This window comes from Mycobacterium simulans (genome assembly GCF_900232995.1).
In the GTDB taxonomy this organism is placed as follows: domain Bacteria; phylum Actinomycetota; class Actinomycetes; order Mycobacteriales; family Mycobacteriaceae; genus Mycobacterium; species Mycobacterium simulans.
Map to the genome: position 1 here is coordinate 3121144 of NZ_OCVX01000003.1, position 23135 is coordinate 3144278.

Annotated in this window: 22 protein-coding genes and 2 tRNA genes; 15 read left to right on the forward strand and 9 right to left on the reverse strand. The window is 64.8% G+C overall.

The genetic code is table 11. The features are described from left to right. Window positions 1–10 precede the first annotated feature (10 nt). Window positions 11–403 (forward strand): holo-ACP synthase AcpS, encoded by a 393-nt coding sequence (gene acpS / locus MSIMFI_RS14910; protein ID WP_186243960.1) that lies wholly within the window; start codon window positions 11–13, stop codon window positions 401–403. Between the two features lie 76 nt (window positions 404–479). Here acpS and MSIMFI_RS14915 read toward each other — a convergent pair whose 3' ends face one another. Together MSIMFI_RS14915 and macS are read right to left on the reverse strand one after the other, a co-directional pair. Then, window positions 480–1139 carry a response regulator gene (locus MSIMFI_RS14915; protein WP_191497781.1) on the reverse strand — a complete coding sequence of 220 codons (660 nt, stop codon included), beginning with the start codon at window positions 1137–1139 and terminating at the stop codon, window positions 480–482. Then, a complete protein-coding gene (gene macS / locus MSIMFI_RS14920; RefSeq protein WP_191497782.1) occupies window positions 1109–2242 on the reverse strand; it encodes a MacS family sensor histidine kinase in 1134 nt (377 codons plus the stop codon). The genes MSIMFI_RS14915 and macS overlap by 31 nt, the downstream gene beginning before the upstream one ends. A 26-nt stretch (window positions 2243–2268) precedes the next feature. Between macS and MSIMFI_RS14925 the strand changes: the two genes are divergently transcribed. After that, a complete protein-coding gene (locus MSIMFI_RS14925; RefSeq protein ID WP_191497783.1) occupies window positions 2269–3630 on the forward strand; it encodes a dipeptidase in 1362 nt (453 codons plus the stop codon). On the opposite strand, the gene bcp is transcribed toward MSIMFI_RS14925, so the two are convergent. Further along, on the reverse strand, window positions 3602–4075 hold the full coding sequence (bcp, locus tag MSIMFI_RS14930) for a thioredoxin-dependent thiol peroxidase (RefSeq protein ID WP_191497784.1): 474 nt from the start codon (window positions 4073–4075) through the stop codon (window positions 3602–3604). The genes MSIMFI_RS14925 and bcp overlap by 29 nt on opposite strands. Before the next feature lie 52 nt (window positions 4076–4127). On the opposite strand from bcp, the gene MSIMFI_RS14935 reads away from it, so the two are divergent. Further along, entirely contained in the window at window positions 4128–4355 is a 228-nt protein-coding gene (locus tag MSIMFI_RS14935) for a DUF3618 domain-containing protein (RefSeq protein WP_191497785.1), read from the forward strand. 142 nt (window positions 4356–4497) lie between these two features. Here MSIMFI_RS14935 and MSIMFI_RS14940 read toward each other — a convergent pair. After that, window positions 4498–4570: transfer RNA gene (locus MSIMFI_RS14940), tRNA-Lys, on the reverse strand. A 176-nt stretch (window positions 4571–4746) separates the two neighbouring features. Between MSIMFI_RS14940 and MSIMFI_RS14945 the strand changes: the two genes are divergently transcribed. Further along, a complete protein-coding gene (locus MSIMFI_RS14945; protein WP_224770268.1) occupies window positions 4747–5967 on the forward strand; it encodes a L,D-transpeptidase in 1221 nt (406 codons plus the stop codon). Between the two features lie 216 nt (window positions 5968–6183). Here MSIMFI_RS14945 and MSIMFI_RS14950 read toward each other — a convergent pair. Together MSIMFI_RS14950 and orn are read right to left on the reverse strand one after the other, a co-directional pair. After that, window positions 6184–6259 (reverse strand) — tRNA-His (locus MSIMFI_RS14950). Window positions 6260–6291: 32 nt separating this feature from the next. Further along, entirely contained in the window at window positions 6292–6939 is a 648-nt protein-coding gene (gene orn / locus MSIMFI_RS14955) for an oligoribonuclease (RefSeq protein WP_186243954.1), read from the reverse strand. 86 nt (window positions 6940–7025) lie between these two features. On the opposite strand from orn, the gene MSIMFI_RS14960 reads away from it, so the two are divergent. Continuing rightward, entirely contained in the window at window positions 7026–8585 is a 1560-nt protein-coding gene (locus tag MSIMFI_RS14960; RefSeq protein WP_191497787.1) for a helicase HerA-like domain-containing protein, read from the forward strand. Window positions 8586–8588: 3 nt separating this feature from the next. On the opposite strand, the gene cmrA is transcribed toward MSIMFI_RS14960, so the two are convergent. Further along, window positions 8589–9395, reverse strand: a complete 807-nt coding sequence (gene cmrA / locus MSIMFI_RS14965) for a mycolate reductase (protein WP_191497788.1) — start codon at window positions 9393–9395, stop codon at window positions 8589–8591. A gap of 409 nt (window positions 9396–9804) precedes the next feature. On the opposite strand from cmrA, the gene MSIMFI_RS14970 reads away from it, so the two are divergent. Further along, window positions 9805–11109 carry an MFS transporter gene (locus tag MSIMFI_RS14970; protein ID WP_191497789.1) on the forward strand — a complete coding sequence of 435 codons (1305 nt, stop codon included), beginning with the start codon at window positions 9805–9807 and terminating at the stop codon, window positions 11107–11109. On the opposite strand, the gene MSIMFI_RS14975 is transcribed toward MSIMFI_RS14970, so the two are convergent. Beyond that, entirely contained in the window at window positions 11106–11885 is a 780-nt protein-coding gene (locus tag MSIMFI_RS14975) for an MmpS family transport accessory protein (protein WP_191497790.1), read from the reverse strand. The genes MSIMFI_RS14970 and MSIMFI_RS14975 overlap by 4 nt on opposite strands. A 162-nt stretch (window positions 11886–12047) precedes the next feature. On the opposite strand from MSIMFI_RS14975, the gene MSIMFI_RS14980 reads away from it, so the two are divergent. Then, window positions 12048–13076 carry an LLM class flavin-dependent oxidoreductase gene (locus tag MSIMFI_RS14980; RefSeq protein WP_191497791.1) on the forward strand — a complete coding sequence of 343 codons (1029 nt, stop codon included), beginning with the start codon at window positions 12048–12050 and terminating at the stop codon, window positions 13074–13076. On the opposite strand, the gene MSIMFI_RS14985 is transcribed toward MSIMFI_RS14980, so the two are convergent. Next, entirely contained in the window at window positions 13070–13738 is a 669-nt protein-coding gene (locus MSIMFI_RS14985) for an SACE_7040 family transcriptional regulator (RefSeq protein WP_191497792.1), read from the reverse strand. The two genes, MSIMFI_RS14980 and MSIMFI_RS14985, sit on opposite strands and share 7 nt — an antisense overlap. Window positions 13739–14005: 267 nt before the next feature. On the opposite strand from MSIMFI_RS14985, the gene MSIMFI_RS14990 reads away from it, so the two are divergent. The 8 genes from MSIMFI_RS14990 to pdhA all read left to right on the forward strand — a co-directional run bounded on the left by MSIMFI_RS14990 (window position 14006) and on the right by pdhA (window position 23133). Next, window positions 14006–14749, forward strand: coding sequence for a CoA transferase subunit A (locus MSIMFI_RS14990; protein ID WP_186243947.1), 744 nt, complete (start codon window positions 14006–14008; stop codon window positions 14747–14749). A 162-nt stretch (window positions 14750–14911) separates the two neighbouring features. Beyond that, window positions 14912–15559, forward strand: coding sequence for a 3-oxoacid CoA-transferase subunit B (locus MSIMFI_RS14995; RefSeq protein WP_191497793.1), 648 nt, complete (start codon window positions 14912–14914; stop codon window positions 15557–15559). Further along, window positions 15556–17133: a carboxyl transferase domain-containing protein gene (locus MSIMFI_RS15000; RefSeq protein ID WP_191497794.1), complete on the forward strand. Its 1578-nt coding sequence runs from the start codon at window positions 15556–15558 to the stop codon at window positions 17131–17133. The genes MSIMFI_RS14995 and MSIMFI_RS15000 overlap by 4 nt, the downstream gene beginning before the upstream one ends. A 4-nt stretch (window positions 17134–17137) precedes the next feature. Further along, the gene (locus MSIMFI_RS15005) at window positions 17138–19108 is read left to right on the forward strand and encodes an acetyl/propionyl/methylcrotonyl-CoA carboxylase subunit alpha (protein WP_191497795.1); all 1971 of its coding nucleotides are present in this window, start codon (window positions 17138–17140) and stop codon (window positions 19106–19108) included. 18 nt (window positions 19109–19126) lie between these two features. Beyond that, on the forward strand, window positions 19127–20311 hold the full coding sequence (locus MSIMFI_RS15010) for an acyl-CoA dehydrogenase family protein (protein ID WP_191497796.1): 1185 nt from the start codon (window positions 19127–19129) through the stop codon (window positions 20309–20311). After that, window positions 20308–20877 (forward strand): MaoC family dehydratase, encoded by a 570-nt coding sequence (locus tag MSIMFI_RS15015; protein WP_191497797.1) that lies wholly within the window; start codon window positions 20308–20310, stop codon window positions 20875–20877. Before MSIMFI_RS15010 ends, MSIMFI_RS15015 begins: the two co-directional genes overlap by 4 nt. Next, complete coding sequence (locus tag MSIMFI_RS15020) at window positions 20874–21695, forward strand: HpcH/HpaI aldolase/citrate lyase family protein (protein ID WP_191497798.1); 822 nt, start codon at window positions 20874–20876, stop codon at window positions 21693–21695. Before MSIMFI_RS15015 ends, MSIMFI_RS15020 begins: the two co-directional genes overlap by 4 nt. Window positions 21696–22041: 346 nt before the next feature. After that, complete coding sequence (gene pdhA, locus MSIMFI_RS15025; RefSeq protein WP_191497799.1) at window positions 22042–23133, forward strand: pyruvate dehydrogenase (acetyl-transferring) E1 component subunit alpha; 1092 nt, start codon at window positions 22042–22044, stop codon at window positions 23131–23133. Window positions 23134–23135: the final 2 nt, after the last annotated feature.

The following is a 23135-nucleotide window of genomic DNA, read 5'->3' on the forward strand; positions in this document are numbered from 1 at the left end:
CTGGCCACCCATGGGCATCGTCGGAGTGGGCATCGACGTCGTCTCGATTCCTGATTTCGCCGAGCAGGTCGACCAGCCGGGCACGGTATTCTCGGCGACCTTCACCCCCGGCGAGCGCCGCGACGCGTCCGACAAGAGTTCTTCGGCGGCCCGTCATTTGGCGGCCCGGTGGGCAGCGAAGGAGGCGGTGATCAAGGCCTGGTCGGGATCGCGGTTCGCCCAGCGGCCGGTGCTGCCGGAGGACATCCACCGTGATATCGAGGTGGTTACCGACATGTGGGGCCGCCCGCGGGTCCGCCTCACCGGAGAGATTGCCAAGCATCTGGCCGATGTCACGATCCATGTGTCGCTGACCCACGAAGGGGATACCGCCGCCGCGGTGGCCATCCTCGAGAGCACCTAGGGGCCACCTAGCACCGCGAGCAGACGCAGAATCGCATCAAAATCTGCGATTTTGTGCGATTCTGCGTCTGCTCGCGCTATTGGTCGAGCCCGTGTTCGATGGCGTAGCGAGTCAATTCCACCCGGTTGCCGACTTGGAGTTTGCGAAAGGTTGCTTGGATGTGGTTTTCGACCGTGCGGTGACTCAACGAAAGCTTCTCGCCAATCTGCTTGGCAGACAACCCTTTTGCCACATACCGCAGGACCTCCGTCTCGCGCTCGGTGAGACTGGGGGTCGCCGGTCCGGCGTCTTGACTCGCGGCGATGCGCCGGTATTCGCCCAAGACCAGCCCGGCCAGGCTCGGGGTAAACACGGCCCGGCCGGCCGCGGTGGCCCGCACGGCATCGGCCAATTCGGACTTCGAAGCGCTCTTTACCAGATATCCCGTCGCACCGGCCTTGACCGCCTCGAGCACGTCGTCGCGTTCGTCGGAGGCCGACAGCACCAGCACGCGAGACGACGGGGAGACGGCGAGCACCTCGGTCGTCGCCCGCACGCCATCGCCGTCGGGAAGTCGCATGTCCATCAGCACCACATCGGGCTTGACCACCGCCGCACGGCGTCGTGCCGCGGCCACACCGTCGGCGGTGGCGACCACGTTGAACCCGTCATCGGCGAGGTCGCGGGCGACCGCGTCGCGCCAGATCGGATGGTCGTCGACCACCATCACCGTGAGTTCGGCACGCTCAGTTCCCATTCGGTTCCCTCTCCCACTTCGGTGCGGAGTTCTGCGTTGCCGCCCAGCGATATCAGCCGTCCCACAATGGACTTCGAAATGCCCAGACGTCCCTGACCGGTCGCTTCCTCCAGCCGGCCGGCGGCGATACCGACACCGTCGTCGCGAATGCTCACGGTGATCGAATCGCCGAGGTCTTCTAGCAGCACGAAGGCGCGGGCATCCGAACCCGCGTGCAATCGCACGTTGTCCAGGGCGTTGCCTACCGCAGCATCCAGCTCTGCGGCTACGGCCCGCTGCATGGTCACCGGGGTTCCGGGCAAACTCATGGACACGCGGTCGGACTCCCGCCGCCGCAGCAGCGTGCGTAGGTCGACCGTCCGGGTGTCCGCGTCTTGGTCAATGTCGTTGGAGGTCAACCAGCTTCGCAAGGTGCGCTCCTGCTCGCCGGCGAGTTTCGCTAGTTCGGATGTGGCGCCGCCGATTTGGTGGCCTCGCCGGGCAACGAGCGACAGCACCTGCATGACACCGTCATGGACTTGCCGGGATAGCCGTTCGCGCTCTTGCAGCGCGGCGGACAATTGGGCCGCTCGCTGTAATTCATCGTGGGCGCGTATCGCGGTTCGCGCCGCCATACCCACCGCCAAGCCGACCGCGAGCTCGACGACGATGGTGGCGCTGCGGCCCAGGTTGACGTTGACGTACCCCTTGACGGCTTCGTTGGTGGCCGTCACTGCCAGGCCGGTCAACATTCCGCCGGCCGGGCCGAATTGCAGGGCCGCCGAAATCGTGGCGTTGGTCGCCCACAGCGTGGTCGGCCAAGTCTGGTTGTCGTGCGCCCACTGGGCAGACGCGACCACCTCGGTGGATGCCATTAGCAGGACCACGACCGCGATTTCCGCGATCACCCACGCCGGCCGCCGACCGAAGCCACGCAAATAGGCAACCACCCACGCCGCACTCCACCCGATGAGCACCGCGAACAGCAGCCACGCCAACCCCGGGTGGCGGAGATCGGAGTTCACCGCGATCTGGAAGCCCAGCGCGTAACCGCAGCTCAGCAGGCGAAACAGCTGCGCCGCCCGCCAGAGCGGCGTCGTCGGGTCAGGACCATGGGTCGCCACCGGCCCAGCTTAGCTAGCCTCGAGCCATGACTGATCTGGTTGAGCGAGTGCGCGACGTGTTGCCGGCAGTGCGGCGTGATCTCGAAGACCTGGTGCGGATCGAATCGGTGTGGGCCGATCCCACTCGCCGCGATGAGGTTCAGCGCAGCGCACAAGCGGTTGCGGAGCTGTTGTCGCAGGCTGGTTTTGACGATGTCCGGATTGTCAGCGAGGGCGGTGCGCCAGCCGTTATCGCGCAGCACCCGACGCCACCGGGCGCACCCACGGTACTGCTGTATGCCCACCACGACGTGCAGCCCGAAGGCGACCGTGCGCAATGGACCTCGCCACCTTTTGAGCCGACCGAACGCAACGGGCGGCTCTATGGCCGGGGTAGCGCTGACGACAAGGCGGGCATCGCAACGCATTTGGCGGCATTTCGGGCGCACGGCGGCCGGCCGCCGGTGGGCGTGACGGTGTTTGTCGAGGGCGAGGAAGAATCGGGATCGCCATCGTTGGGCCGGTTGTTGGCAGCCCACCGCGACGCGCTGGCCGCCGACGTCATTGTCATTGCCGACTCGGACAATTGGAGCACCGAGGTTCCGGCGCTGACGGCGTCGCTACGGGGGGTGGCCGACTGCGTGGTCGAGGTCGCCACTCTGGATCACGGCCTGCATTCGGGCATATGGGGCGGCGTCGTTCCGGACGCATTGAGCGCGCTGGTTCGGCTCTTGGCCAGCCTGCACGACGATAAGGGGAACGTCGCAGTGGCGGGCATGCACGAATTGGACGTCGCTGGTCTGCATTACCCCAACTACCCGCCGGAGCGGGTACGCGCGGACTCTGGTCTGCTGGACGGGGTTTCGGAGATCGGCTCGGGTTCGGTGCCACAGCGGCTGTGGGCCAAACCGGCGATAACGGTGATCGGCATCGACACCACATCGGTTGCGGCATCGTCGAACACCTTGATCCCGCGGGCCAGGGCTAAGGTCAGTCTGCGGGTTGCGCCCGGCGGCGACGCCATTGCGCATCTGGACGCGCTGGAAGCCCATCTGCAAAAGCACGCCCCGTGGGGCGCCCAGGTCACCGTCACGCGCGGCGATATCGGCCAGCCATATGTGATCGACGCAAGCGGCCCCGTCTATGACGCCGCGCGGGCGGCGTTTCGGCAGGCATGGGGCGCTGATCCCATCGATATGGGCATGGGCGGATCGATCCCCTTCATCGCCGAGTTCGCCGCCGCTTTCCCGCATGCGAAGATCCTTGTCACCGGGGTGGAGGATCCCGGAACGCAGGCGCACAGCATCAACGAAAGCCTGCACCTAGCTGTGCTGGAACGTGCTGCGACCGCTGAGGCTCTGCTGCTGGCCAACCTTGGGGCTATACCGACAAATCGCGCCGAAGCTTAGCGACGTGGCCGGTGGCCTTGACGTTGTACTGCGCGACGGCGATCTTGCCCTTCTCATCGACAACGAAAGTCGAGCGGATCACACCCGTGACCGTCTTGCCGTACATCAGCTTTTCGCCGTAGGCGCCCCAGGCGGTGAGGACCTTGCGGTCGGGATCGGATAGCAGCGGAAACGTCAGACCTTCGGCATCCCGGAATCTGGCCAGCTTCTCCAGCTTGTCGGGGGAGATACCAACGACGTCGAGGCCGGCGTCGTTGAGGTCGTGCAGGTTGTCGCGAAAATCGCAGGCCTGTTTGGTGCATCCGGGCGTCGAGGCCGCTGGGTAGAAGTACACGACGACGCGGCGTCCCTTGTAGTCGGCCAATGACACCTTGTTGCCGTCGGCGTCGGGCAGGCTGAAGGCGGGGGCTTTGTCTCCGGGGGCTAGCCGCGTTGTCTCGGTCACTGCTTTAGGGTAGTTCGGGCAGGTGCAGCAGGCTCACTTGGAGGACAGACACGTGGCGGACCGCGATCCCGACACCATCAAGCAGGAGATCGACCTCGCCCGCGACCGGTTGGCCGCGACCGTCGATTCTCTTGCTGAGCGCGCCAACCCGCGCCGTCTGGCCGATGACGTCAAGGCCCGGGTGATCGAATTCGTCAGGAAGCCTGCGGTGACGGTGTCACTGGCCGGAGTCGGGGCCGTTGTGGTCGTGGTGGTTGTGCACCGAGTCAGGAATCGCTAAGGCGAGACGGAGCATGGGGCAGCGTCCGCGTCCAATGTGAATTGACGGCTTCGAGGGTGTGTTCTGGGCGTAAAAGTTGCAGGATTCCCGCCCTGGCGTGACGCTCGAATCCCTAATTGCACGAGTGGATGAAGGTAATTTGTGCGCCGTCAGGGTTTCGAACCCCGGACCCGCTGATTAAGAGTCAGCTGCTCTACCAACTGAGCTAACGGCGCCTTGGTCGGCCAGAGACCGCTTTGCGACAATAACAGGCATTCTGTCGCAGAGCGAAATTCTCAGGTGACCTAGAGCACTAGACCGCAACAATTGGGCCGGACTTCCGCAGCGTGTGGCCGTAAGGCACTACAATACTGGGAACAATCCAGGGTCAGCGGTGACCAAAGTAAGTGAGATGTGTCTGGAAGGTCACTTGATGACGCCTTTGCGCCGACGTCGATCGTGGCTGGCTGCGGCCCTCATCCCGGTTGCTGTGTTCACCGGCGCGTGCAGCAGCGGCGGCAGCACTGCCGCGCCGGCGAAAGTCATCGTCGACAAGGGCACACCGTTCGCCGATCTGTTGGTTCCAAAGCTCACCGCCTCGGTGACTGACGGTGCCGTCGGTGTCACGGTGGACGCGCCGGTGACCGTGAGCGTTGCCGACGGGGTGCTGGCGTCGGTAACCATGGTCAACGACAACGGTAGGGCAATTAGCGGTCAGCTCAGCCCCGACGGACTGCACTGGCAGACCACCGAGCAGCTGGGCTACAACCGGCGCTACACGCTGAACGCTAAGGCGTTCGGGCTGGGCGGCGCCGCCAACCGTCAAATGACCTTCCAGACCAGTTCTCCCGCGCATCTGACCATGCCGTACGTCGTGCCCGGCGATGGCGAGGTCGTGGGAGTCGGTCAGCCGGTGGCCATCCGGTTCGACGAGAACATCGCCAACCGCGTTGCTGCCGAGAAAGCCATCAAGATCACCACGAACCCGCCCGTTGAGGGCGCGTTCTACTGGCTGAACAACCGTGAAGTGCGTTGGCGCCCAGAGCATTTCTGGAAGTCAGGGACGGCCATCGACGTTGCGGTTAACACCTACGGCGTCGACCTGGGTGAAGGGATGTTCGGCGAGGACAACGTCAAGACACACTTCACCATCGGTGACGAGATGATCGCGACCGCCGACGACAACACCAAGATATTGACCGTGCGAATCAACGGCGAAGTCGTCAAGACCATGCCGACGTCAATGGGCAAGGACAGCACCCCAACCGCCAACGGCATCTACACCGTCGGCGCGCGGTTCAAGCACATCATCATGGACTCGTCGACCTACGGCGTACCCGTCAACTCGCCCAACGGATATCGCACCGATGTCGACTGGGCCACGCAGATTTCTTACAGCGGCGTCTTCGTGCACTCGGCGCCATGGTCGGTGGGGGCGCAGGGCCACACCAACACCAGTCACGGCTGCCTGAATGTGAGCCCGAGTAATGCGCAGTGGTTCTACGACCACAGCAAGCGCGGCGACATCGTGGAGATCATGAACACCGTGGGTGGCACGTTGCCCGGCACCGAGGGCCTCGGCGATTGGAACATCCCGTGGGATCAGTGGCGCGCCGGGAACGCCAACGCCTAGCGACCCTTGGTCGCTAGCGACCAAGGGGCGCTAGTGGCGATCGCAAGCGCGGCGGAGCCGGGCGCAGCGGGTCGCCACGGTGTGGTTAGTGGCGATCGCAAGGGCGGCGGAGCCGGGCGCAGCGGGTCGCCACGGTGTGGTTAGTGGCGATCGCAAGGGCGGCGGAGCCGGGCGCAGCGGGTCGCCACGATCGGGGCTAGCGCATTGCTGCGCGTTTGGGGTGGCTGACGGGACTCGAACCCGCGACACCCAGGATCACAACCTGGTGCTCTACCAACTGAACTACAGCCACCATTGCCGGGCGTAGCCGCGGCGACGTCGATATTAACCGCTCGGACGCTCCTCGGCCGAATCGATATCTTCGTGCGTGCCGGACCCGTTGGATAGCTCGGCGGCCACCGCCGCGATTTCGCTGGTAGAGGGCCCTGGCAGGGGCACGAACGCGGTGCGGCGGTAGAACTGCAGTTCGCGGATGGATTCGTGAATGTCGGCCAGTGCCCGGTGAGCGAGCCCCTTCGGCGGCTGTCCGAAGTAGATGCGCGGGTACCAGCGTCGGCAGAGTTCCTTGATCGAGCTGACGTCGATCATCCGGTAATGCAGAAACGAGTCCAACGTGGGCATGTCGCGTGCGATGAACGAACGATCGGTGGCAATCGAATTACCCGCCAGCGGCGCCGTCTTGGGTAGCTTGACGTGCTCGTTGATGTAATCAAGCACCATCGTCTCGGCGGCCGCTATGTCGACTGTGGACGCCCTCACTTCGGCCGTTAGCCCAGAGCGCGAGTGCATTTCGGCTACTACGTCGATCATTGACGACAGCGCGGCGTCGTCGGCGTGGATTACCACGTCGACTCCATCGCCGAGAATGTTCAGATCGGCGTCGGTTACCAAGACCGCGATCTCGATCAACTTGTCGGCGCCCAAATCGAGCCCGGTCATCTCGCAGTCGATCCACACCAATTCGTCACGCACAGCGCTCAGCGTAGGCCCACGTCAGCCACACACCTGCCGCCCCCTGGCAAGTAATGTGATGAATTGCCGCACTGCAAGGGGAACCAATGACCACTGACTCTGCGGGCACGCCCGCAAAGCGGATCTCAGCCGGTTATGCCGTAGAAGGTCAGGCGCTCGAGCTGGGCACTGTCGTGGTTGACGGCAACGCCGACCCGACCGCACAGATTCGCATTCCGCTGGCCACCGTCAACCGGCACGGTCTGGTGGCGGGCGCGACCGGAACCGGCAAGACCAAGACGTTGCAGCTGATCGCCGAGCAGCTCAGCGCGGCGGGTGTGGCCGTGCTCATGGCCGACGTGAAGGGCGACCTATCCGGTCTGGCCCGGGCGGGGGAGGGCAACGACAAGACCGCCGCACGCGCAAAAGACACCGGGGACAACTGGACGCCGACCGCATTTCCGGTCGAGTTCCTGTCGTTGGGTACCAGCGGAATTGGGGTCCCGGTGCGTGCGACCGTCGACAGCTTCGGTCCGGTTCTGCTGTCAAAAGTGTTGGGGCTCAACGCTACTCAAGAGTCGACGCTGGGGCTGATCTTCCATTGGGCCAAAGACCGTCGGCTGGTCACCCTGGACGACCTGCGCCGGGCAATTAGCCACCTGACCAGCGAAGAGGGTAAAGCCGACCTGAAATCTTTGGGCGGTGTGTCGCCCACGACGGCGGGTGTCATCTTGCGTGCGCTGGTTAACCTCGACGCCGAGGGCGGCGACACTTTCTTCGGCGAGCCCAAGCTCGACCCACAGGACCTGCAGCGCACCAACGAGCAGGGTCAGGGCATCATCTCGCTGCTTGAGTTCAGCGGTCAGTCGGTGCGGCCGGTCATCTTTTCCACCTTCTTGATGTGGTTGCTGTCCGAACTGTTCACGTCCTTGCCCGAGGTGGGTGACGTGGACAAGCCCAAGCTGGTGTTCTTTTTCGACGAGGCACACCTGTTGTTCGCCGATGCGTCCAAAGCCTTTCTCGAGCAGGTCGAACAAACCGTCAAGCTGATCCGCTCCAAGGGCGTCGGGGTGTTCTTCTGTACGCAGCTACCGACCGATCTGCCCAACGATGTGCTGTCCCAGTTGGGTGCCCGGATCCAGCACGCGCTGCGGGCATTCACTCCCGATGACCAGAAGGCGCTCAGCAGGACGGTGCGCACCTACCCGAAAACCGATGTATACGACTTGGAGTCGGCGCTGACATCACTGGGAATCGGTGAGGCCGTCGTCACCGTGTTGTCGGAGAAGGGGGCGCCGACACCGGTGGCGTGGACGCGCATGCGGGTGCCCCGGTCGCTGATGGCCTCGATCGGCACCGACGCGATCGCCGCCGCGGCCAAAGACAGTCCACTGCAGGCCAAATACGGCCGGACGATAGAACACAAGCCGGATGCACAAGTCACTACCCAGCCAGAGGCAGGTCAGACTCCGTCGCACGGGCGGTATGACCCGCTGCCTTGGCCGGACGAAATCGAGGTCCCGCCGATGCCGGCTCCCGCGGAGCCGAAGGGCCCCGCCATGTGGGAGGAAGTGCTGAGGAATCCGACGGTGAAGAGCGGCATCAACACGGCGATACGCGAAGCCGTACGCAGCATCTTCGGCTCCGGGCGTCGCCGTCGGAAATAGCGGCTACCCGCCGCCGAGCTTTTTGTAGAAGGCACCCACGATCGGCGCCACGATAGCGCGGGGACCGTATCCACTCGCTACCGACATCGCCTTCGACGTCAACCCCGGAACGACACGCATCTTGTTGCGCGCCAACGCATCCAGGGACAACTGGGCGGTGTGCTCGGTTGAAATCCACAAGAAATCCGGCACCAGCTTTTCCACGAGTGACCTTTCGGTGTCATCGGGTAGGTCGGTGCGCACCGGGCCCGGGGCCAGCAGCGTGACGTGCACACCCGAACCACGCAGTTCACCGCGCAACGATTCGCTGAAGGTGTTCGCGAACGCCTTGGTTGCGGCGTACGTGGCGTTGTACGGAATCGGCGAATTGCCCGCTGCCGAACCAGAAATCAAAATGCCCCCGGCCCCGCGCTCGATCATCCCGGGCAGCACCGCCAACGTAAGGTCGTGCACGCCAAGGGCATTCAGCTGCACCTGAGCTTTTTCACCCGCCGGGTCCAGTGTGGCGACCGGACCGAAGGTCGCGGTACCCGCGTTGGCGCACAAGATCGAGATCGGCCGTGCGGCCAGTTCATTGCAGAGTTTCGCTCGTTCCCCGGGGTCCGCGAGATCGGCGGGTCGCACTTCCACGGCGATGCGATACTTGTCGACCAGCCGCGTCGCCAGATCGGTGAGGACATCTTCGCGTCGTGCCGTGACGATCAGGCTGTGCCCGCGTGCGGCAAGTTCGGTGGCCAGTGCTTCGCCGATGTTTTGCGAGGCTCCGGTGACAACGGCACGTGCGTCGGGGCTAGGGGCGGGTATCGGCATGCGGCCAATCGTAGACACGTAGCGATCGCAAGCGCGGCGTAGCCGGGCGTAGCGGGTCGCTACAAATCCCAACGTAGCGATCGCAAGCGCGGCGTAGCCGGGCGCAGCGGGTCGCTACAAATCCCAACGTAGCGATCGCAAGCGCGGCGTAGCCGGGCGCAGCGGGTCGCTACAAATCCCAACGTAGCGATCGCAAGCGCGGCGTAGCCGGGCGCAGCGGGTCGCTACAAATCCCAATAGGCTGCCGGGCATGGATAACTCGGGCCCGGGTGCAGCTGAAGACCATCGCCCATTTGCCGAGCCTGTAAATCCGCAGACAAACAGCGAGAGCGGGCCTGCAAAATTACAGGCTGAAAGCGGTGGGCGAAGCCCGGTCGTAGGGCGAGGCGCAATACGGTCGAGGTCGGCCATGCTGCGTTTGCGGGTCGCGGCGTGGGCGCTGTGGGACTGCGGCTCCACTGGCCTGAATGCGATCGTGACGACGTTTGTGTTCTCCGTTTACCTGACCAGCAGTGTGGGTGAGGGCATGCCCGGCGGTGCCGCGCCGGAGAGCTGGTTGGGGCGCGCGGGCGCCACCGCCGGGGTGACCATCGCAGTCCTGGCGCCCGTGGTCGGCGTGTGGGTGGAGTCGCCACATCGCCGACGAGTGGCGTTGGGCGTGTTGACCGGCCTCGCAGTGGGGCTGACGTGTGCGATGTTCTTGATCCGCGATAGTCCGGGCTATCTGTTCGCCGGACTGGCGCTGCTTGCGGCGACGGCGGCGTGTGGTGACCTGGCCAGCGTTCCGTACAACGCGATGCTGAGGCAGCTTTCGACGCCGGAGACGGCCGGCCGGGTCTCCGGCTTCGGCTGGGCCTCGGGTTATGTCGGCAGCGTCCTGCTGCTGATTCTGGTTTATCTGGGCTTCATGTCCGGCACCGGTGAGGTCCGCGGGCTGCTGCGGTTGCCCACCAACGACGGACTCAACGTCCGGGTAGCGATGCTGCTGGCTGCGGCATGGCTGGCGATGTTGGCGCTGCCGCTGTTATTTGTCGCGCACCGGCTACCCGGGGCAAACGAGGTCTCTCACTCCACGGGCATCCTGGGCGGCTATCGAAAATTGTGGACCGACATCAGCGCCGAATGGCGCCGGGACCGCAACCTCGTCTACTTCCTGATCGCCAGCGCCATCTTTCGAGACGGGCTGGCGGCGATGTTCGCCTTCGGTGCGGTGCTTGGCGTCAACGTCTACGGTCTCGCCCAAGCCGACGTGCTGGTGTTTGGTGTGGCTGCAAGTGTGGTGGCCGCGCTGGGTGCGGTGCTGGGCGGCTTCGTCGACCACTGGGTCGGTTCAAAGCCGGTCATCGTCGTGTCGTTGGCCGCCATCCTCGCATCGGCGCTCACCCTGATGGCGTTGTCCGGCGCGGTGGCGTTCTGGGTGTGCGGACTGCTGCTGTGTCTATTCATCGGGCCGTCGCAGTCATCTGCTCGTGCACTGTTGCTGCGGATGGCTCAGCACGGCAAGGAGGGGGTGGCCTTCGGTCTGTACACGATGACGGGTCGAGCGGTGGCCTTCATGGCACCGTGGTTGTTTTCCGTCTTCGTCGATGCGTTCAACGCGGTTCGCGCCGGCCTGGGTGGCATATGCCTGGTGCTGCTGGTGGGACTCGTGGCAATGCTGGCGGTACGAGTTCCGCGGCATGGCACGACCGCCGCCGTGACCGAACTGCCCTAGCTCGTCGGGGCGTCGCAGATGGTTAAGCCCGCTCCGGTGCGCTGGCGCACCTGGACCCCGGCCACGGTCACCGAGCAGGTGATGTCGTGGCCGATGTTGACGATCGTGACGCTCGCGGTGTGCTCGGTCGACTTCGACAGGCTGACCTCTTTCGTCCATGGCAGCGCCACGTTGAACTCGGTCTGTATGACGTCGCCGGTGTCTAGGTAGCTGACACTGATCGCGCGGCCTTCGCCAGTGACGTTGTAGACGACGGTTTGCATCGCCGCGGCGCCGGTCGTTTCGGTGGGCGTACCCGTGCCACTCGTAGTCGTCGGCGCCGGCGCCGCGCTGGGCGTGGGTGGCGTCCTTGTTGTGGTCGGCAGGGGCGAACTTGGCCCGGGCATCGGGGGCAAGGGTTCGACCGCAGTTTGGTTCTTGACCGAAATGTTTGCGATTACCAACGCGATGACCAAGCCGACCACCAGGAGCACCGCCGCGCCCGCGGCAAACCACAACCAGCGCGGTGTTTTCGGCTCTTGCGGTGGCTCCGGACCCTCCGGCGGCATCGAACCTGACGCCTGGCCTTGCTGCCAGTACTGGGGCAACCGCTGGGTTGGATTCGGTTCGTTGGACCCCGGCGCCCACTGGGGGATGTGACCTCCGTAGCTGGGCGCATAGGGTGCCTGGCCGGCGTAAGCCGGATCGACCGGCGGCGTATTTGGGGGACCCTGCGGCGCGGTCGGTCCCCCTGATAGAGGGGGACCAAACCGCTGGGGTCGACGTGGATCGCTCATGTCCACCTCATGGGTTGCAGGGTACCGGGCGATGTGGAGCAGCGTCGCCGGAGTGCTCCGGAACAGTTCTTCAACGAATGTTGATGTATGAGTGAGCCACGGGTACAGTGATTCTTGAACGAATGCTGAAGAAAACGGGCTTAAGCCCCGGAGGTGGACACCGTGAAGTTCGGGATTGACGTACCCACGTGTCTGGCCGGCATGGCGTATCCGGTTCCCTTTGCCACGGCCGACGAGGTGATTCAGATCGCGGTCGAGGCCGAAGAACTTGGTTATTACGAGGTCGCCGGCAACGATCATCTGAGCACGCAGCAGTTCGTGCGCGAAGCGTGGTCGGCGCCGCCGGATTACTTCGAGCCCCTGATGATGCTGGCTTCGATCGCCGCCAAGACCTCTGTGGTACGGCTTGCCACAGGGATCCTCGTCTTGCCAATGCGTGACCCGGTTCTGCTTGCCAAGCAGGTTGCCACGCTGGACCACATCAGTGGCGGCCGCGTCACATTAACGGTGGCAGCCGGTGGCTATCGCGACGAATTTGAAGCAGTCACACCGGATTTGGCCGATGCGTCACGTACCCGGCTGATGACCGAGGGTATTGACGCATTGCGCATTCTGTTTGAGCATCCGCGGTCGACTTATGACGGCAAGTACCGACGTTTTTGCGACGTCGAGTCGTACCCGAAGCCGGTCCAGTCTCCGCTGCCGATCTTTTCCGGTGGCAACGCACGAGGTGCGATCCGACGGGCGGGGGAGCGTTGCCAAGGCTGGCTGCCGGCCAAGCTGGGGCCAGCCGAAATCGCCGCTGGCCGCGGGCAAATAGCGGAATATGCGCGGGCCGCAGGACGGGATCCCGCCGATGTCACGATCGGTTTGCAGACCGTTGTGTGCCTTGCGGCGACCGCCGAGCAGGCTCGCGAACGACTTGAGGCCTCCACCTTCGAGCTGTTCCGAACGTCGTTGCGGGACACCATGATGAAGGGCGTGAGCCTGGATAAGTATGTCGCCGACAATCTCATCGGGACTCCAGAACAGGTGTGCGCCAAGGTCGCTGCCTTCGAAGAGGCTGGGTTGGATGGGTTCTATGCGACCTTGTTCGTCGCCAATACCGTCGACGAAATGCTGGAACAGATGCGCCTTTTCGCTCGGTATGTCATTCCCGCGTTCCCCGACAGATCAGCAACCGGCTACTGATCGCCGCCCATGAGTGCCGCGACCGTCATCGCCTTCATGACGGCGCGGGAACGCACCGCGCGTGCCGGCTTGGCATCCGCCGATTTCATGCTGTGCGGTGTGGAATTGAGCAGGCCGAATGCTGCGTGCGCCATCAGCCGAGCGTCGGCCTCGGCCAGGGCGGGGTGCAGTTCACGCAATGCGCCCACCCAGACCTCCACGTACTGCCGCTGGGCCTTCCGGACCTGCCGCTCGGCGGTGGCGGGCAAGTGTGCAAGGTCACGATCCTGGATCCTGATGAGGTCTGGCTCACCGAGGGCAAAGTCGAGGTGAAAATCGATGAGACCGTCCAGTGCCGCCACGGGGTCGGGGTTGCGAGCCGTCACGTCGCGCGCACCGGCGAGAAGCCGGGCGCTGATCCCGACCAGCAGTTCGACCAGCAGCGACTCCTTGTTGGGGAAATGGCGGTAGATCGCGGGGCCGCTGACGCCGGCGGCGGCACCGATGTCCTCCAGCCGCACCGCGAGGAAACCGCGCTCGGCGAACAGCCGTTCGGCGGCTGACAGCAGTTGCAGACGCCGGTCGGACTTCAACTGGCTGCGACGATTTGGGACCTCGGGCTGGCCGGGCTGGCCGGGCTGGCCGTGCTGGCCGGCTTGGCCGTGAGGGGCGGACGCTGTCATGACGGCCTCCGTCCACAACTCATCCTCGACACATCGGTTAATCGTCACTAACGTAGCACGAGTTATTCGCCATTAACTCGAGTTTGTCGCGTGTAGGCGCTAGGCGGAGGAACCGCGGCCACAGCAAAAGTGGAGATGCGCCAACAGGCGATAGATCGAGTACCTCGCTCGTCAAGGGTGAAGTTCCGTTCTGGACGCGATCGCAAGTGCGGTGGTATTCTCACAGCCAGTTAATCAGGATTAACTGAAATCGGAGGCCCGACGGTAATGGACAAGGTGGTGGCTACCGCCGCGGAGGCGGTCGCGGACATAACCGATGGGTCGTCCCTGGCGGTCGGGGGATTCGGGCTTTGCGGCATTCCCGAAGCGCTGATCGCCGCGCTGGCGGACCGCGGCGTCACCGATCTGGAAACGGTGTCGAACAACTGCGGCGTTGACGGCGTCGGTCTTGGGGTGTTGTTGCAGCACAAACGAATTCGTCGAACTGTCTCATCATATGTAGGGGAGAACAAGGAATTCGCCCGCCAATTTCTGTCCGGCGAGCTCGAGGTAGAACTGACCCCGCAGGGAACCCTGGCCGAGCGGCTCCGCGCCGGCGGGATGGGCATACCGGCCTTCTATACGCCGGCCGGGGTTGGCACCCAGATCGCGGACGGTGGACTGCCGTGGCGCTACGACGCCTCCGGCGCGGTGGCGGTGGTGTCGCCGCCCAAGGAGACGCGCGAGTTCGACGGTGTCACCTATGTTCTCGAGCGGGGTATTCGAACCGACTTCGCCCTGGTGCACGCCTGGAAGGGCGACCGGCACGGCAACCTGGTGTACCGCTACGCAGCAGGAAACTTCAATCCGGAATGCGCGCCGGCCGGGCGGATCACGATTGCCGAGGTCGAGCACCTCGTCGAACCCGGAGAGATCGATCCCGCCACCGTCCACACACCAGGCGTGTTCGTGCAGCGGGTCGTGCACGTACCCAATCCGGTGAAGAAGATTGAGAAGGAGACGGTGCGGTGACCGCGCCGACGAATATGTACTTCGCTGAGTGTCACGCCAGCGCGGCGTTCGGCGCCGCGCGTCACGCTGGCGTGACACTCGAGGCAGAAGCGATGAGGAGCGGCGCCAAATGACCGCGTCGGCGACGATGCAGAGCGAAGCGATGAGGAGGAGCGGCGCCAAATGACCTGGACTAGAGACCAGATGGCAGCGCGGGTCGCGGCGGAGTTCGAGGACGGGCAATACGTCAACCTTGGCATCGGCATGCCCACTCTGATTCCGAACCACATACCCGAGGGCGTCCATGTCGTCTTGCATTCGGAGAACGGAATCCTCGGTGTCGGCCCATACCCTCGGCGCGAAGATGTCGACGCCGACCTTATCAACGCGGGCAAGGAGACCGTAACCACATTGCCAGGTGCCGCGTTCTTCAGCTCGTCGGCCTCATTCGGAATCATCCGCGGCGGGCATCTGGACGTGGCAGTCCTTGGCGCCATGCAGGTTTCGGTCACTGGTGACCTTGCCAACTGGATGATCCCCGGCAAGATGGTCAAGGGCATGGGGGGCGCGATGGATCTGGTGCACGGCGCCCGCAAGGGGATCGTGATGATGGAGCACGCGGCCAAAGACGGCAGCCCAAAGATCCTCGAACGCTGCACGTTGCCGTTGACCGGCATCGGCTGCGTCAACCGCATCGTCACCGAACTCGCCGTCATCGACGTGTGCGACGACGGCCTGCACCTGATCGAAACCGCACCGGACGTGTCGGTCGAAGAGGTGATCGCGAAAACTCAACCACCCCTTGTGCTTCGGGACTTGGCGACAAGGTGACAACTATCGCGCCCTCGTTTGCCGACGAGCACCGCCGGCTGGTTGCAGAGCTGAACGACAAGCTTGACGCCGCCGCTCTGGGGGGCAACGAACGCGCACGCGAGCGTCACGTCAGCCGTGGCAAGCTTCTGCCGCGCGAACGGGTGGACCGCCTCTTGGATCCGGGCAGCCCATTCCTCGAGCTGGCTCCGCTGGCCGCTGGCGGCATGTACGGCGACGAGTCCCCGGGCGCCGGAATTATCACCGGTATTGGTCGAGTGTCGGGACGGGAGTGCGTGATCGTCGCCAATGACGCGACCGTCAAAGGCGGTACGTACTACCCGATGACGGTCAAGAAACACCTGCGCGCGCAGGAGGTCGCGCTGCAGAATCGGCTTCCGTGCATCTACCTGGTCGACTCCGGCGGCGCGTTCCTGCCGCGCCAGGACGAGGTGTTTCCCGACCGCGAGCACTTCGGGCGGATCTTCTACAACCAGGCGACGATGAGCGCCAAGGGCATCCCGCAGGTGGCGGCGGTTCTCGGCTCGTGCACCGCGGGCGGCGCTTATGTACCGGCAATGAGCGATGAGGCGGTTATCGTCCGCGAACAGGGCACGATCTTTCTTGGTGGCCCGCCGCTGGTCAAGGCCGCCACCGGCGAAATTGTGACGGCCGAGGAACTCGGCGGCGGCGATCTGCACTCGCGAGTATCTGGTGTCACTGACCACCTGGCCGAGGACGACGAGGACGCGCTGCGGATCGTCCGGTCGATCGCGGCCACCTTTGCGCCGCGAGACCCTGCGCAGTGGGAGGTAGGCCATTCGGTCGAGCCCAAGCATGCGCAGACCGAGCTCTACGACGTCGTACCCCCCGACCCCCGGGTGCCCTACGACGTGCACGAGGTCATTGTGCGCCTGGTCGACGACAGCGAATTCAGTGAGTTCAAGGCCAAATACGGCAAGACACTGGTGACCGCCTTTGCGCGCATCCACGGCCACCCCGTCGGGATCGTCGCCAACAACGGTGTGTTGTTCGGCGAATCCGCTCTCAAGGGAGCACATTTCATCGAGCTGTGCGACAAGCGCAAGATCCCGTTGCTGTTCCTGCAGAACATCGCGGGCTTCATGGTGGGCCGCGACTACGAGGCCGGCGGCATCGCCAAGCATGGCGCCAAGATGGTCACCGCCGTCGCGTGCGCGCGCGTGCCGAAACTGACCGTCGTGATCGGCGGATCCTATGGCGCGGGCAACTATTCGATGTGCGGCCGGGCGTACTCGCCGAGGTTCTTGTGGATGTGGCCGAATGCGCGGATCTCGGTGATGGGTGGCGAGCAGGCGGCGTCGGTGCTCGCGACGGTGCGCGGCGAGCAGCTGTCTGCGGCCGGCAATCCCTGGTCGCCCGAGGAGGAGGAAGCGTTCAAGGCGCCGATCCGCCAGCAGTACGAGGACCAGGGCAACCCGTACTACTCGACGGCGCGCCTATGGGATGACGGCATCATCGACCCTGCTGACACGAGAACGGTTGTTGGGTTGGCTCTTTCGGTGTGTGCACACGCTCCGCTAGAACAAGTCTCCTACGGCGTGTTCCGGATGTGACGTGATGTTTGACACCGTATTAGTGGCCAACCGCGGCGAGATCGCGGTGCGGGTTATCCGAACGCTGCGTCGGCTGGGCATCCGGTCGGTCGCGGTCTACAGCGATCCGGATGCCGACGCCCGGCATGTCGTCGAAGCTGACACGGCCGTGCGGCTGGGACCCGCCGCGGCCCGCGAGAGCTACCTCAATGTCGCTCGCGTGATTGATGCTGCGGTGCGCACCGGTGCCCGGGCGATCCATCCGGGTTACGGGTTTCTTTCCGAGAACGCCGATTTCGCGGCCGCCTGTGAGCAAGCGGGAGTCGTGTTCTTAGGACCGCCAGCGCGCGCGATCGAGGTCATGGGCGACAAGATCTCCGCCAAGAACGCCGTCGCCGCATTCGACGTGCCGGTGGTTCCCGGGGTCGCTAAGCCGGGCCTGACGGACGACGAGCTCGTCACGGCAGCCGCCGAGGTTGGCTATCCGGTGCTGATCAAGCCGTCCGCTGGCGGGGGCGGCAAAGGCATGCGGCTGGTCGAAGACCCGGGCCGGCTGCGTGCGGCGCTGGCAAGCGCGCGCCGTGAGGCCGGATCGTCGTTTGGTGACGACACCCTGTTCCTGGAGCGATTTGTATTGCGGCCCAGGCACATCGAGGTGCAGGTGCTCGCGGACACCCACGGCAACGTGGTGCATCTGGGTGAGCGTGAGTGCAGCCTGCAACGACGCCACCAGAAGGTCATCGAGGAGGCGCCGTCTGCACTGCTTGACCCGCAGACCCGCGACCGGATCGGGGCCGCGGCCTGCAACACCGCCCGTAGCGTCGATTATGTCGGCGCCGGCACGGTGGAATTCATCGTCTCGGCCGACCGCCCCGATGAGTTCTTCTTCATGGAGATGAATACCCGCCTGCAGGTGGAACATCCGGTCACCGAGGCGGTGACCGGGCTGGACCTTGTCGAGTGGCAGCTACGGGTGGGTGCCGGCGAAAAGCTGGCCTTTGCGCAGGACGGCATCGAACTGAGCGGTCACGCGATCGAGGCCCGGATTTACGCGGAGGATCCCGCGCGGGGATTCCTGCCCACCGGCGGCCGCGTGCTGCAGGTGCTCGAACCGTCAGGTGCCGGGGTGCGAGTGGACTCGTCGCTGCTGGCCGGCACGGTGGTCGGTAGTGACTATGACCCAATGCTGAGCAAGGTGATCACCCACGCGGACGACCGCGAGCAGGCGCTGCAGCGGCTCGATGAAGCGCTGGCCCGGACCGCGGTCCTGGGCGTGCAGACCAATCTGGAATTCCTGCGGTTCCTCCTTACCGACGAGCGGGTGCGTGCCGGCGACCTCGACACCGCTCTACTGGACGAGCGATTGGCCGACTTCGTGCCGCTGCCGGCGCCCGACGACGTGCTGGCCGCGGGGGGCCTTTACCGCCAGTGGGCACTGTCCCGCCGGGCCGCGGGAGACCTGTGGGCCGCGCCGACCGGATGGCGGGTCGGCGGGGGTGCGGCGCCGGTGCGCACCGCCATGCAAACGCCGCTGCGCAGTGAGACGGTGTCGGTGTGGGGGCTACCGGAGACGGCCAGGGTGCAGGTCGGCGATGGTGAGATCGTTTCTGCGAGTGTGCAAGTCACGCACTCAGAGATGAGCGTGACGATAGACGGGCTGCGTCGGGATTATCGCTGGGCTGAGGCCGACCGGCACCTGTGGATCGCCGACGAACGCGGAACCTGGCACCTGCGGGAGGCCGAGGAGCACAAGATTCACCGTGCGGTGGGTGAGCGCCAGGCCGAGGTCGTCAGCCCCATGCCCGGCAATGTGATTGCCGTGCCGGTCACTTCGGGCGCCGACGTTTCCGAGGGCGACGTGGTGGTGGTCGTCGAGGCGATGAAGATGGAACACCCGCTTACCGCACCGGTTTCGGGACAAGTAGAGGTTCTGGTGTCGGTCGGCGATCAGGTGAAAGTTGAGCAGGTGCTGGCCAGGTTTAAGCCGGCCGAATAGATCGAGGATTAGAGAATCATGACGACAACCATTGCCTCCTTTTCGGGAGGGACGCTACCCAAGGAATACGAGGAACTGCGCGACACGGTGGCCGATTTCGCGCGCAGCGTCGTTGCTCCGGTATCGGCCAAACACGATGCGGAGCACAGCTTCCCGTACGAGGTCGTCGCCAAGATGGGCGAAATGGGCTTGTTCGGGCTGCCGTTCCCGGAGGAGTACGGCGGTATGGGCGGCGACTACTTCGCCCTGGCCCTAGCACTCGAAGAGCTGGGCAAGGTCGACCAGTCGGTGGCGATCACCCTGGAGGCCGGGGTAGGACTCGGTGCGATGCCGATCTACCGGTTCGGTACCGAGGAGCAGCGGCGCAAGTGGTTGCCGGACCTGACCGCCGGCTGCGCGCTTGCCGGGTTCGGGCTCACTGAGCCGGGAGCGGGTTCGGATGCGGGCAGCACCCGCACCACGGCCCGTCTCGAGGGTGACGAATGGATCATCAACGGCAGCAAGCAGTTCATCACCAACTCCGGCACCGACATCACCTCGCTGGTTACCGTCACAGCGGTCACCGGGAGCACTGGAAGCTCAGCGGACGGCAAGAAAGAGATCTCAACGATCATAGTGCCCAGCGGCACACCGGGATTCATCGTGGAGCCGGTTTACAACAAGGTCGGCTGGAACGCCTCAGACACCCACCCGCTGACATTCGATGAGGTCCGCGTCCCGCGGGAGAACCTGCTGGGCGCCCGCGGCACCGGCTATGCGAACTTCTTGTCCATCTTGGACGAGGGCCGGATTGCCATCGCTGCGTTGGCAACTGGAGCGGCGCAGGGCTGCGTGGACGAGAGCGTCAAGTACGCCAAGGAACGGCAGTCGTTCGGCCAGCCGATCGGTTCCTATCAGGCGATCAGCTTCAAAATCGCGCGGATGGAAGCGCGTGCGCACGTCGCCCGTACCGCATACTACGAGGCGGCCGCAAAGATGTTGGCGGGCAAACCTTTCAAGAAAGAAGCGGCGATCGCCAAGATGATCTCCTCGGAGGCGGCGATGGACAACGCCCGCGACGCCACCCAGATCCACGGCGGATACGGCTTCATGAACGAATATCCGGTGGCGCGTCACTACCGCGACAGCAAGGTACTCGAGATCGGCGAAGGCACCACCGAGGTGCAGCTAATGCTCATCGCACGCTCGCTGGGGCTCTCATGACCGGCGAGAAGACCGAGCGGGCCGGCGACGGTGAATCTGGTGACGCTGAATCGGCGTGTCGCGAAGCAGGATTCACAGTCGGCGCGAAGATCATTCAAAGGGGTTTGTGGTTCGAGGAATTCGAAATCGGCACGACGTACCTGCACCGGCCCGGCCGCACGATCACCGAAGCCGACAACGTGCTGTTCACCACGCTCACGATGAACACCCAGTCGCTGCATCTCGATGCGGCGTGGGCCGCCCAACAACCGGGCTTTCGTGGCGAGCGGCTGGTGAACTCGATGTTCACTCTGTCGACCCTGGTCGGGCTGTCGGTTACCCAGCTGACGCTGGGCACCATCGTGGCCAACCTCGGCTTCTCCGAGGTGTCGTTCCCCAAGCCGGTGTTTCACGGCGACACCCTGTATGCGGAGACGGTCTGTACCGGCAAGCGCGAGTCCAAAAGCCGGCCCGGCGAGGGGATAGTCACGCTTGAGCACACCGGGCGCAACCAGCACGGCGAGATCGTCGCACGCGCAGTACGAACGACCCTGGTACAGAAGCGGCCCGGCGAGGAGACGCGATGAGCCTGCGCGACGCCGGTCCCGGCTGGCTGTTTTGCCCGGCGGACCGCCCCGAACGTTTCGCGAAAGCGGCCGCTGCCGCCGACGTGGTGATCCTGGACCTCGAGGACGGCGTTGCCGCGCAGGAGAAGCCCGTCGCGCGCCAGGCGCTGCGGGACACCCCGCTGGACCCGGCGCGTACCGTCGTGCGAATCAACGCGGCCGGCACCGATGACCAGGCTCGTGACCTAGAGGCTCTGGCCAGTACGGCGTACACGACAGTGATGCTGCCGAAGGCCGAATCGGCCGAGCAGGTGGCCGCACTTGCGCCACGCGATGTCATCGCCCTAGTGGAGACCGCGCGCGGCGCGTTGTTCGCCGCCGAAATCGCCGCTGCCGAGAACACCGTGGGGATGATGTGGGGTGCCGAGGACCTGATCGCGACCCTGGGCGGCAGCTCCAGCCGTAGGGCCGACGGCGGCTATCGGGATGTGACGCGCCACGTGCGGTCGATGATCCTGCTGGCGGCGTCCGCGTTCGGCCGGCTGGCGCTCGATGCCGTACATCTGGACATCCGTGACATCGAGGGCTTACAGGAGGAGGCGATCGACGCCGCGACGGTGGGCTTCGATGTGACCGTCTGCATCCACCCGAGCCAGGTCCCGGTGGTGCGCAAGGCCTATAGGCCTGGCGACGAGAAGCTGGCCTGGGCGCGACGGGTTTTGGCCGCGTCACGAAACGAGCGTGGGGTGTTTGCGTTCGAAGGACAAATGGTCGACTCGCCAGTCCTGCGGCACGCGGAAATGATGCTGCGCCGGGCGGGGGAGTCGGTGCCTGAGTGACGGTTGCTGGCTCGCTGTTGTCGGGGTCATCGGCGGGGCGCTGAGCTGATGGCAGGCGTTCCTCGCCGAAGCGTGCGACACGGCGACGGGTTCCGGCGATCAGCCGCGGTGTCTTCGCATTTGAGCGCATAATGGAAAGTGCGTCAGTGTTGCGGCGAGCCGAAGTGTATCGCGGACTGGCGGTCGACTTCGGCTCGTAGCAGTTCGCTTTCGGGATTTTGCTGGGCCCGCCGCACCACTGGCGTCGACGCAAAGGATGGAACGCAGTTGACTGGTGATCCGTTATCGGAAGGACGGCATCTGCTGACGGCGTGACCGCGTTGTGGCTCCGAAGTTGGGAGGCGGTATGGCGGAGAGCTCTCCAAAGCCGATGACTGTCGACCTGGTGCCGGTGCAACTCGTCGACCCGGAGGGGAACCCGACCGCCGAACGTCGTTACAGCCGTGACCTTCCTGAGGAGACGCTGTGCTGGCTCTACGAGATGATGGTGCTCACTCGGGAGCTGGACATCGAGTTCATCAATCTGAAGCGTCAAGGTGAATTGGCGCTGTTCGCCTCCTGCCGTGGCCAGGAGGCCGCGCAGGTTGGTGCGACTGCGTGTCTACGCAAGACTGACTGGCTATTTCCCCAATACCGCGAGCTCGGCGCCTACCTCATCCGCGGTATCCCTCCCGGACATGTAGGTGCCGCGTGGCGGGGTACCTGGCATGGTGGGCTGGAATTCACCAAGAAATGCTGCGCGCCGATGTCCGTACCGATCGGCACCCAGACCTTGCACGCCGTCGGCGCGGCGATGGCTGCGCAACGCCTCGGTGAGGATTCGGTGACGGTGGCGTTCCTTGGCGACGGCGCCACCAGCGAGGGTGACGTCCACGAAGCGTTGAACTTCGCCGCGGTTTTCACGACGCCGTGCGTTTTTTATGTGCAGAACAACCAGTGGGCCATCTCGATGCCGGTATCCAAGCAAACGGCTGCGCCCTCTATCGCGCACAAGGCGCTTGGCTACGGGATGCCCGGCATCCGCGTGGATGGCAACGACGTCCTGGCGTGCTACACGGTGATGGCAGAAGCCGCCGCCCGGGCCCGGTCCGGCGGCGGCCCGACGTTGATCGAGGCGGTCACCTATCGACTTGGGGCGCACACCACTGCCGACGATCCAACCCGGTACCGGAACCAGGAGGAAGTGGATCGCTGGCTGGCGCTGGACCCCGTTCCGCGGTACCGCGCGTACTTGCAGGCCCAGGGCGTGTGGTCAGAACGGTTGGAGGAGCGAGTGGCCGCCCGATCGAAGCGGACGCGGGCCGAATTGCGTGACGCGGTGTTCGGTGCGCCTGACTTCGACATCGATGACGTATTCACCACCGTGTTCGCCGAAATCACTCCCGGATTGCAAGCGCAGCGCCAACAGTTGCGCGCCGAACTGGCCAGGGCCGAGTGAGG

What these genes read in the sequence shown, in the direction of transcription:
- acpS (WP_186243960.1), top strand. Translation starts at nt 11, where the DNA reads ATGGGCATCGTCGGAGTGGGCATCGACGTCGTCTCGATTCCTGATTTC.
- MSIMFI_RS14915 (WP_191497781.1), bottom strand. Translation starts at nt 1,139, where the DNA reads ATGGGAACTGAGCGTGCCGAACTCACGGTGATGGTGGTCGACGACCAT.
- MSIMFI_RS14925 (WP_191497783.1), top strand. Translation starts at nt 2,269, where the DNA reads ATGACTGATCTGGTTGAGCGAGTGCGCGACGTGTTGCCGGCAGTGCGG.
- MSIMFI_RS14945 (WP_224770268.1), top strand. Translation starts at nt 4,747, where the DNA reads ATGTGTCTGGAAGGTCACTTGATGACGCCTTTGCGCCGACGTCGATCG.
- MSIMFI_RS14960 (WP_191497787.1), top strand. Translation starts at nt 7,026, where the DNA reads ATGACCACTGACTCTGCGGGCACGCCCGCAAAGCGGATCTCAGCCGGT.
- cmrA (WP_191497788.1), bottom strand. Translation starts at nt 9,395, where the DNA reads ATGCCGATACCCGCCCCTAGCCCCGACGCACGTGCCGTTGTCACCGGA.
- MSIMFI_RS14970 (WP_191497789.1), top strand. Translation starts at nt 9,805, where the DNA reads ATGCTGCGTTTGCGGGTCGCGGCGTGGGCGCTGTGGGACTGCGGCTCC.
- MSIMFI_RS14975 (WP_191497790.1), bottom strand. Translation starts at nt 11,885, where the DNA reads ATGAGCGATCCACGTCGACCCCAGCGGTTTGGTCCCCCTCTATCAGGG.
- MSIMFI_RS14985 (WP_191497792.1), bottom strand. Translation starts at nt 13,738, where the DNA reads ATGACAGCGTCCGCCCCTCACGGCCAAGCCGGCCAGCACGGCCAGCCC.
- MSIMFI_RS14990 (WP_186243947.1), top strand. Translation starts at nt 14,006, where the DNA reads ATGGACAAGGTGGTGGCTACCGCCGCGGAGGCGGTCGCGGACATAACC.
- MSIMFI_RS14995 (WP_191497793.1), top strand. Translation starts at nt 14,912, where the DNA reads ATGACCTGGACTAGAGACCAGATGGCAGCGCGGGTCGCGGCGGAGTTC.
- MSIMFI_RS15005 (WP_191497795.1), top strand. Translation starts at nt 17,138, where the DNA reads ATGTTTGACACCGTATTAGTGGCCAACCGCGGCGAGATCGCGGTGCGG.
- MSIMFI_RS15010 (WP_191497796.1), top strand. Translation starts at nt 19,127, where the DNA reads ATGACGACAACCATTGCCTCCTTTTCGGGAGGGACGCTACCCAAGGAA.
- MSIMFI_RS15015 (WP_191497797.1), top strand. Translation starts at nt 20,308, where the DNA reads ATGACCGGCGAGAAGACCGAGCGGGCCGGCGACGGTGAATCTGGTGAC.
- MSIMFI_RS15020 (WP_191497798.1), top strand. Translation starts at nt 20,874, where the DNA reads ATGAGCCTGCGCGACGCCGGTCCCGGCTGGCTGTTTTGCCCGGCGGAC.
- pdhA (WP_191497799.1), top strand. Translation starts at nt 22,042, where the DNA reads ATGGCGGAGAGCTCTCCAAAGCCGATGACTGTCGACCTGGTGCCGGTG.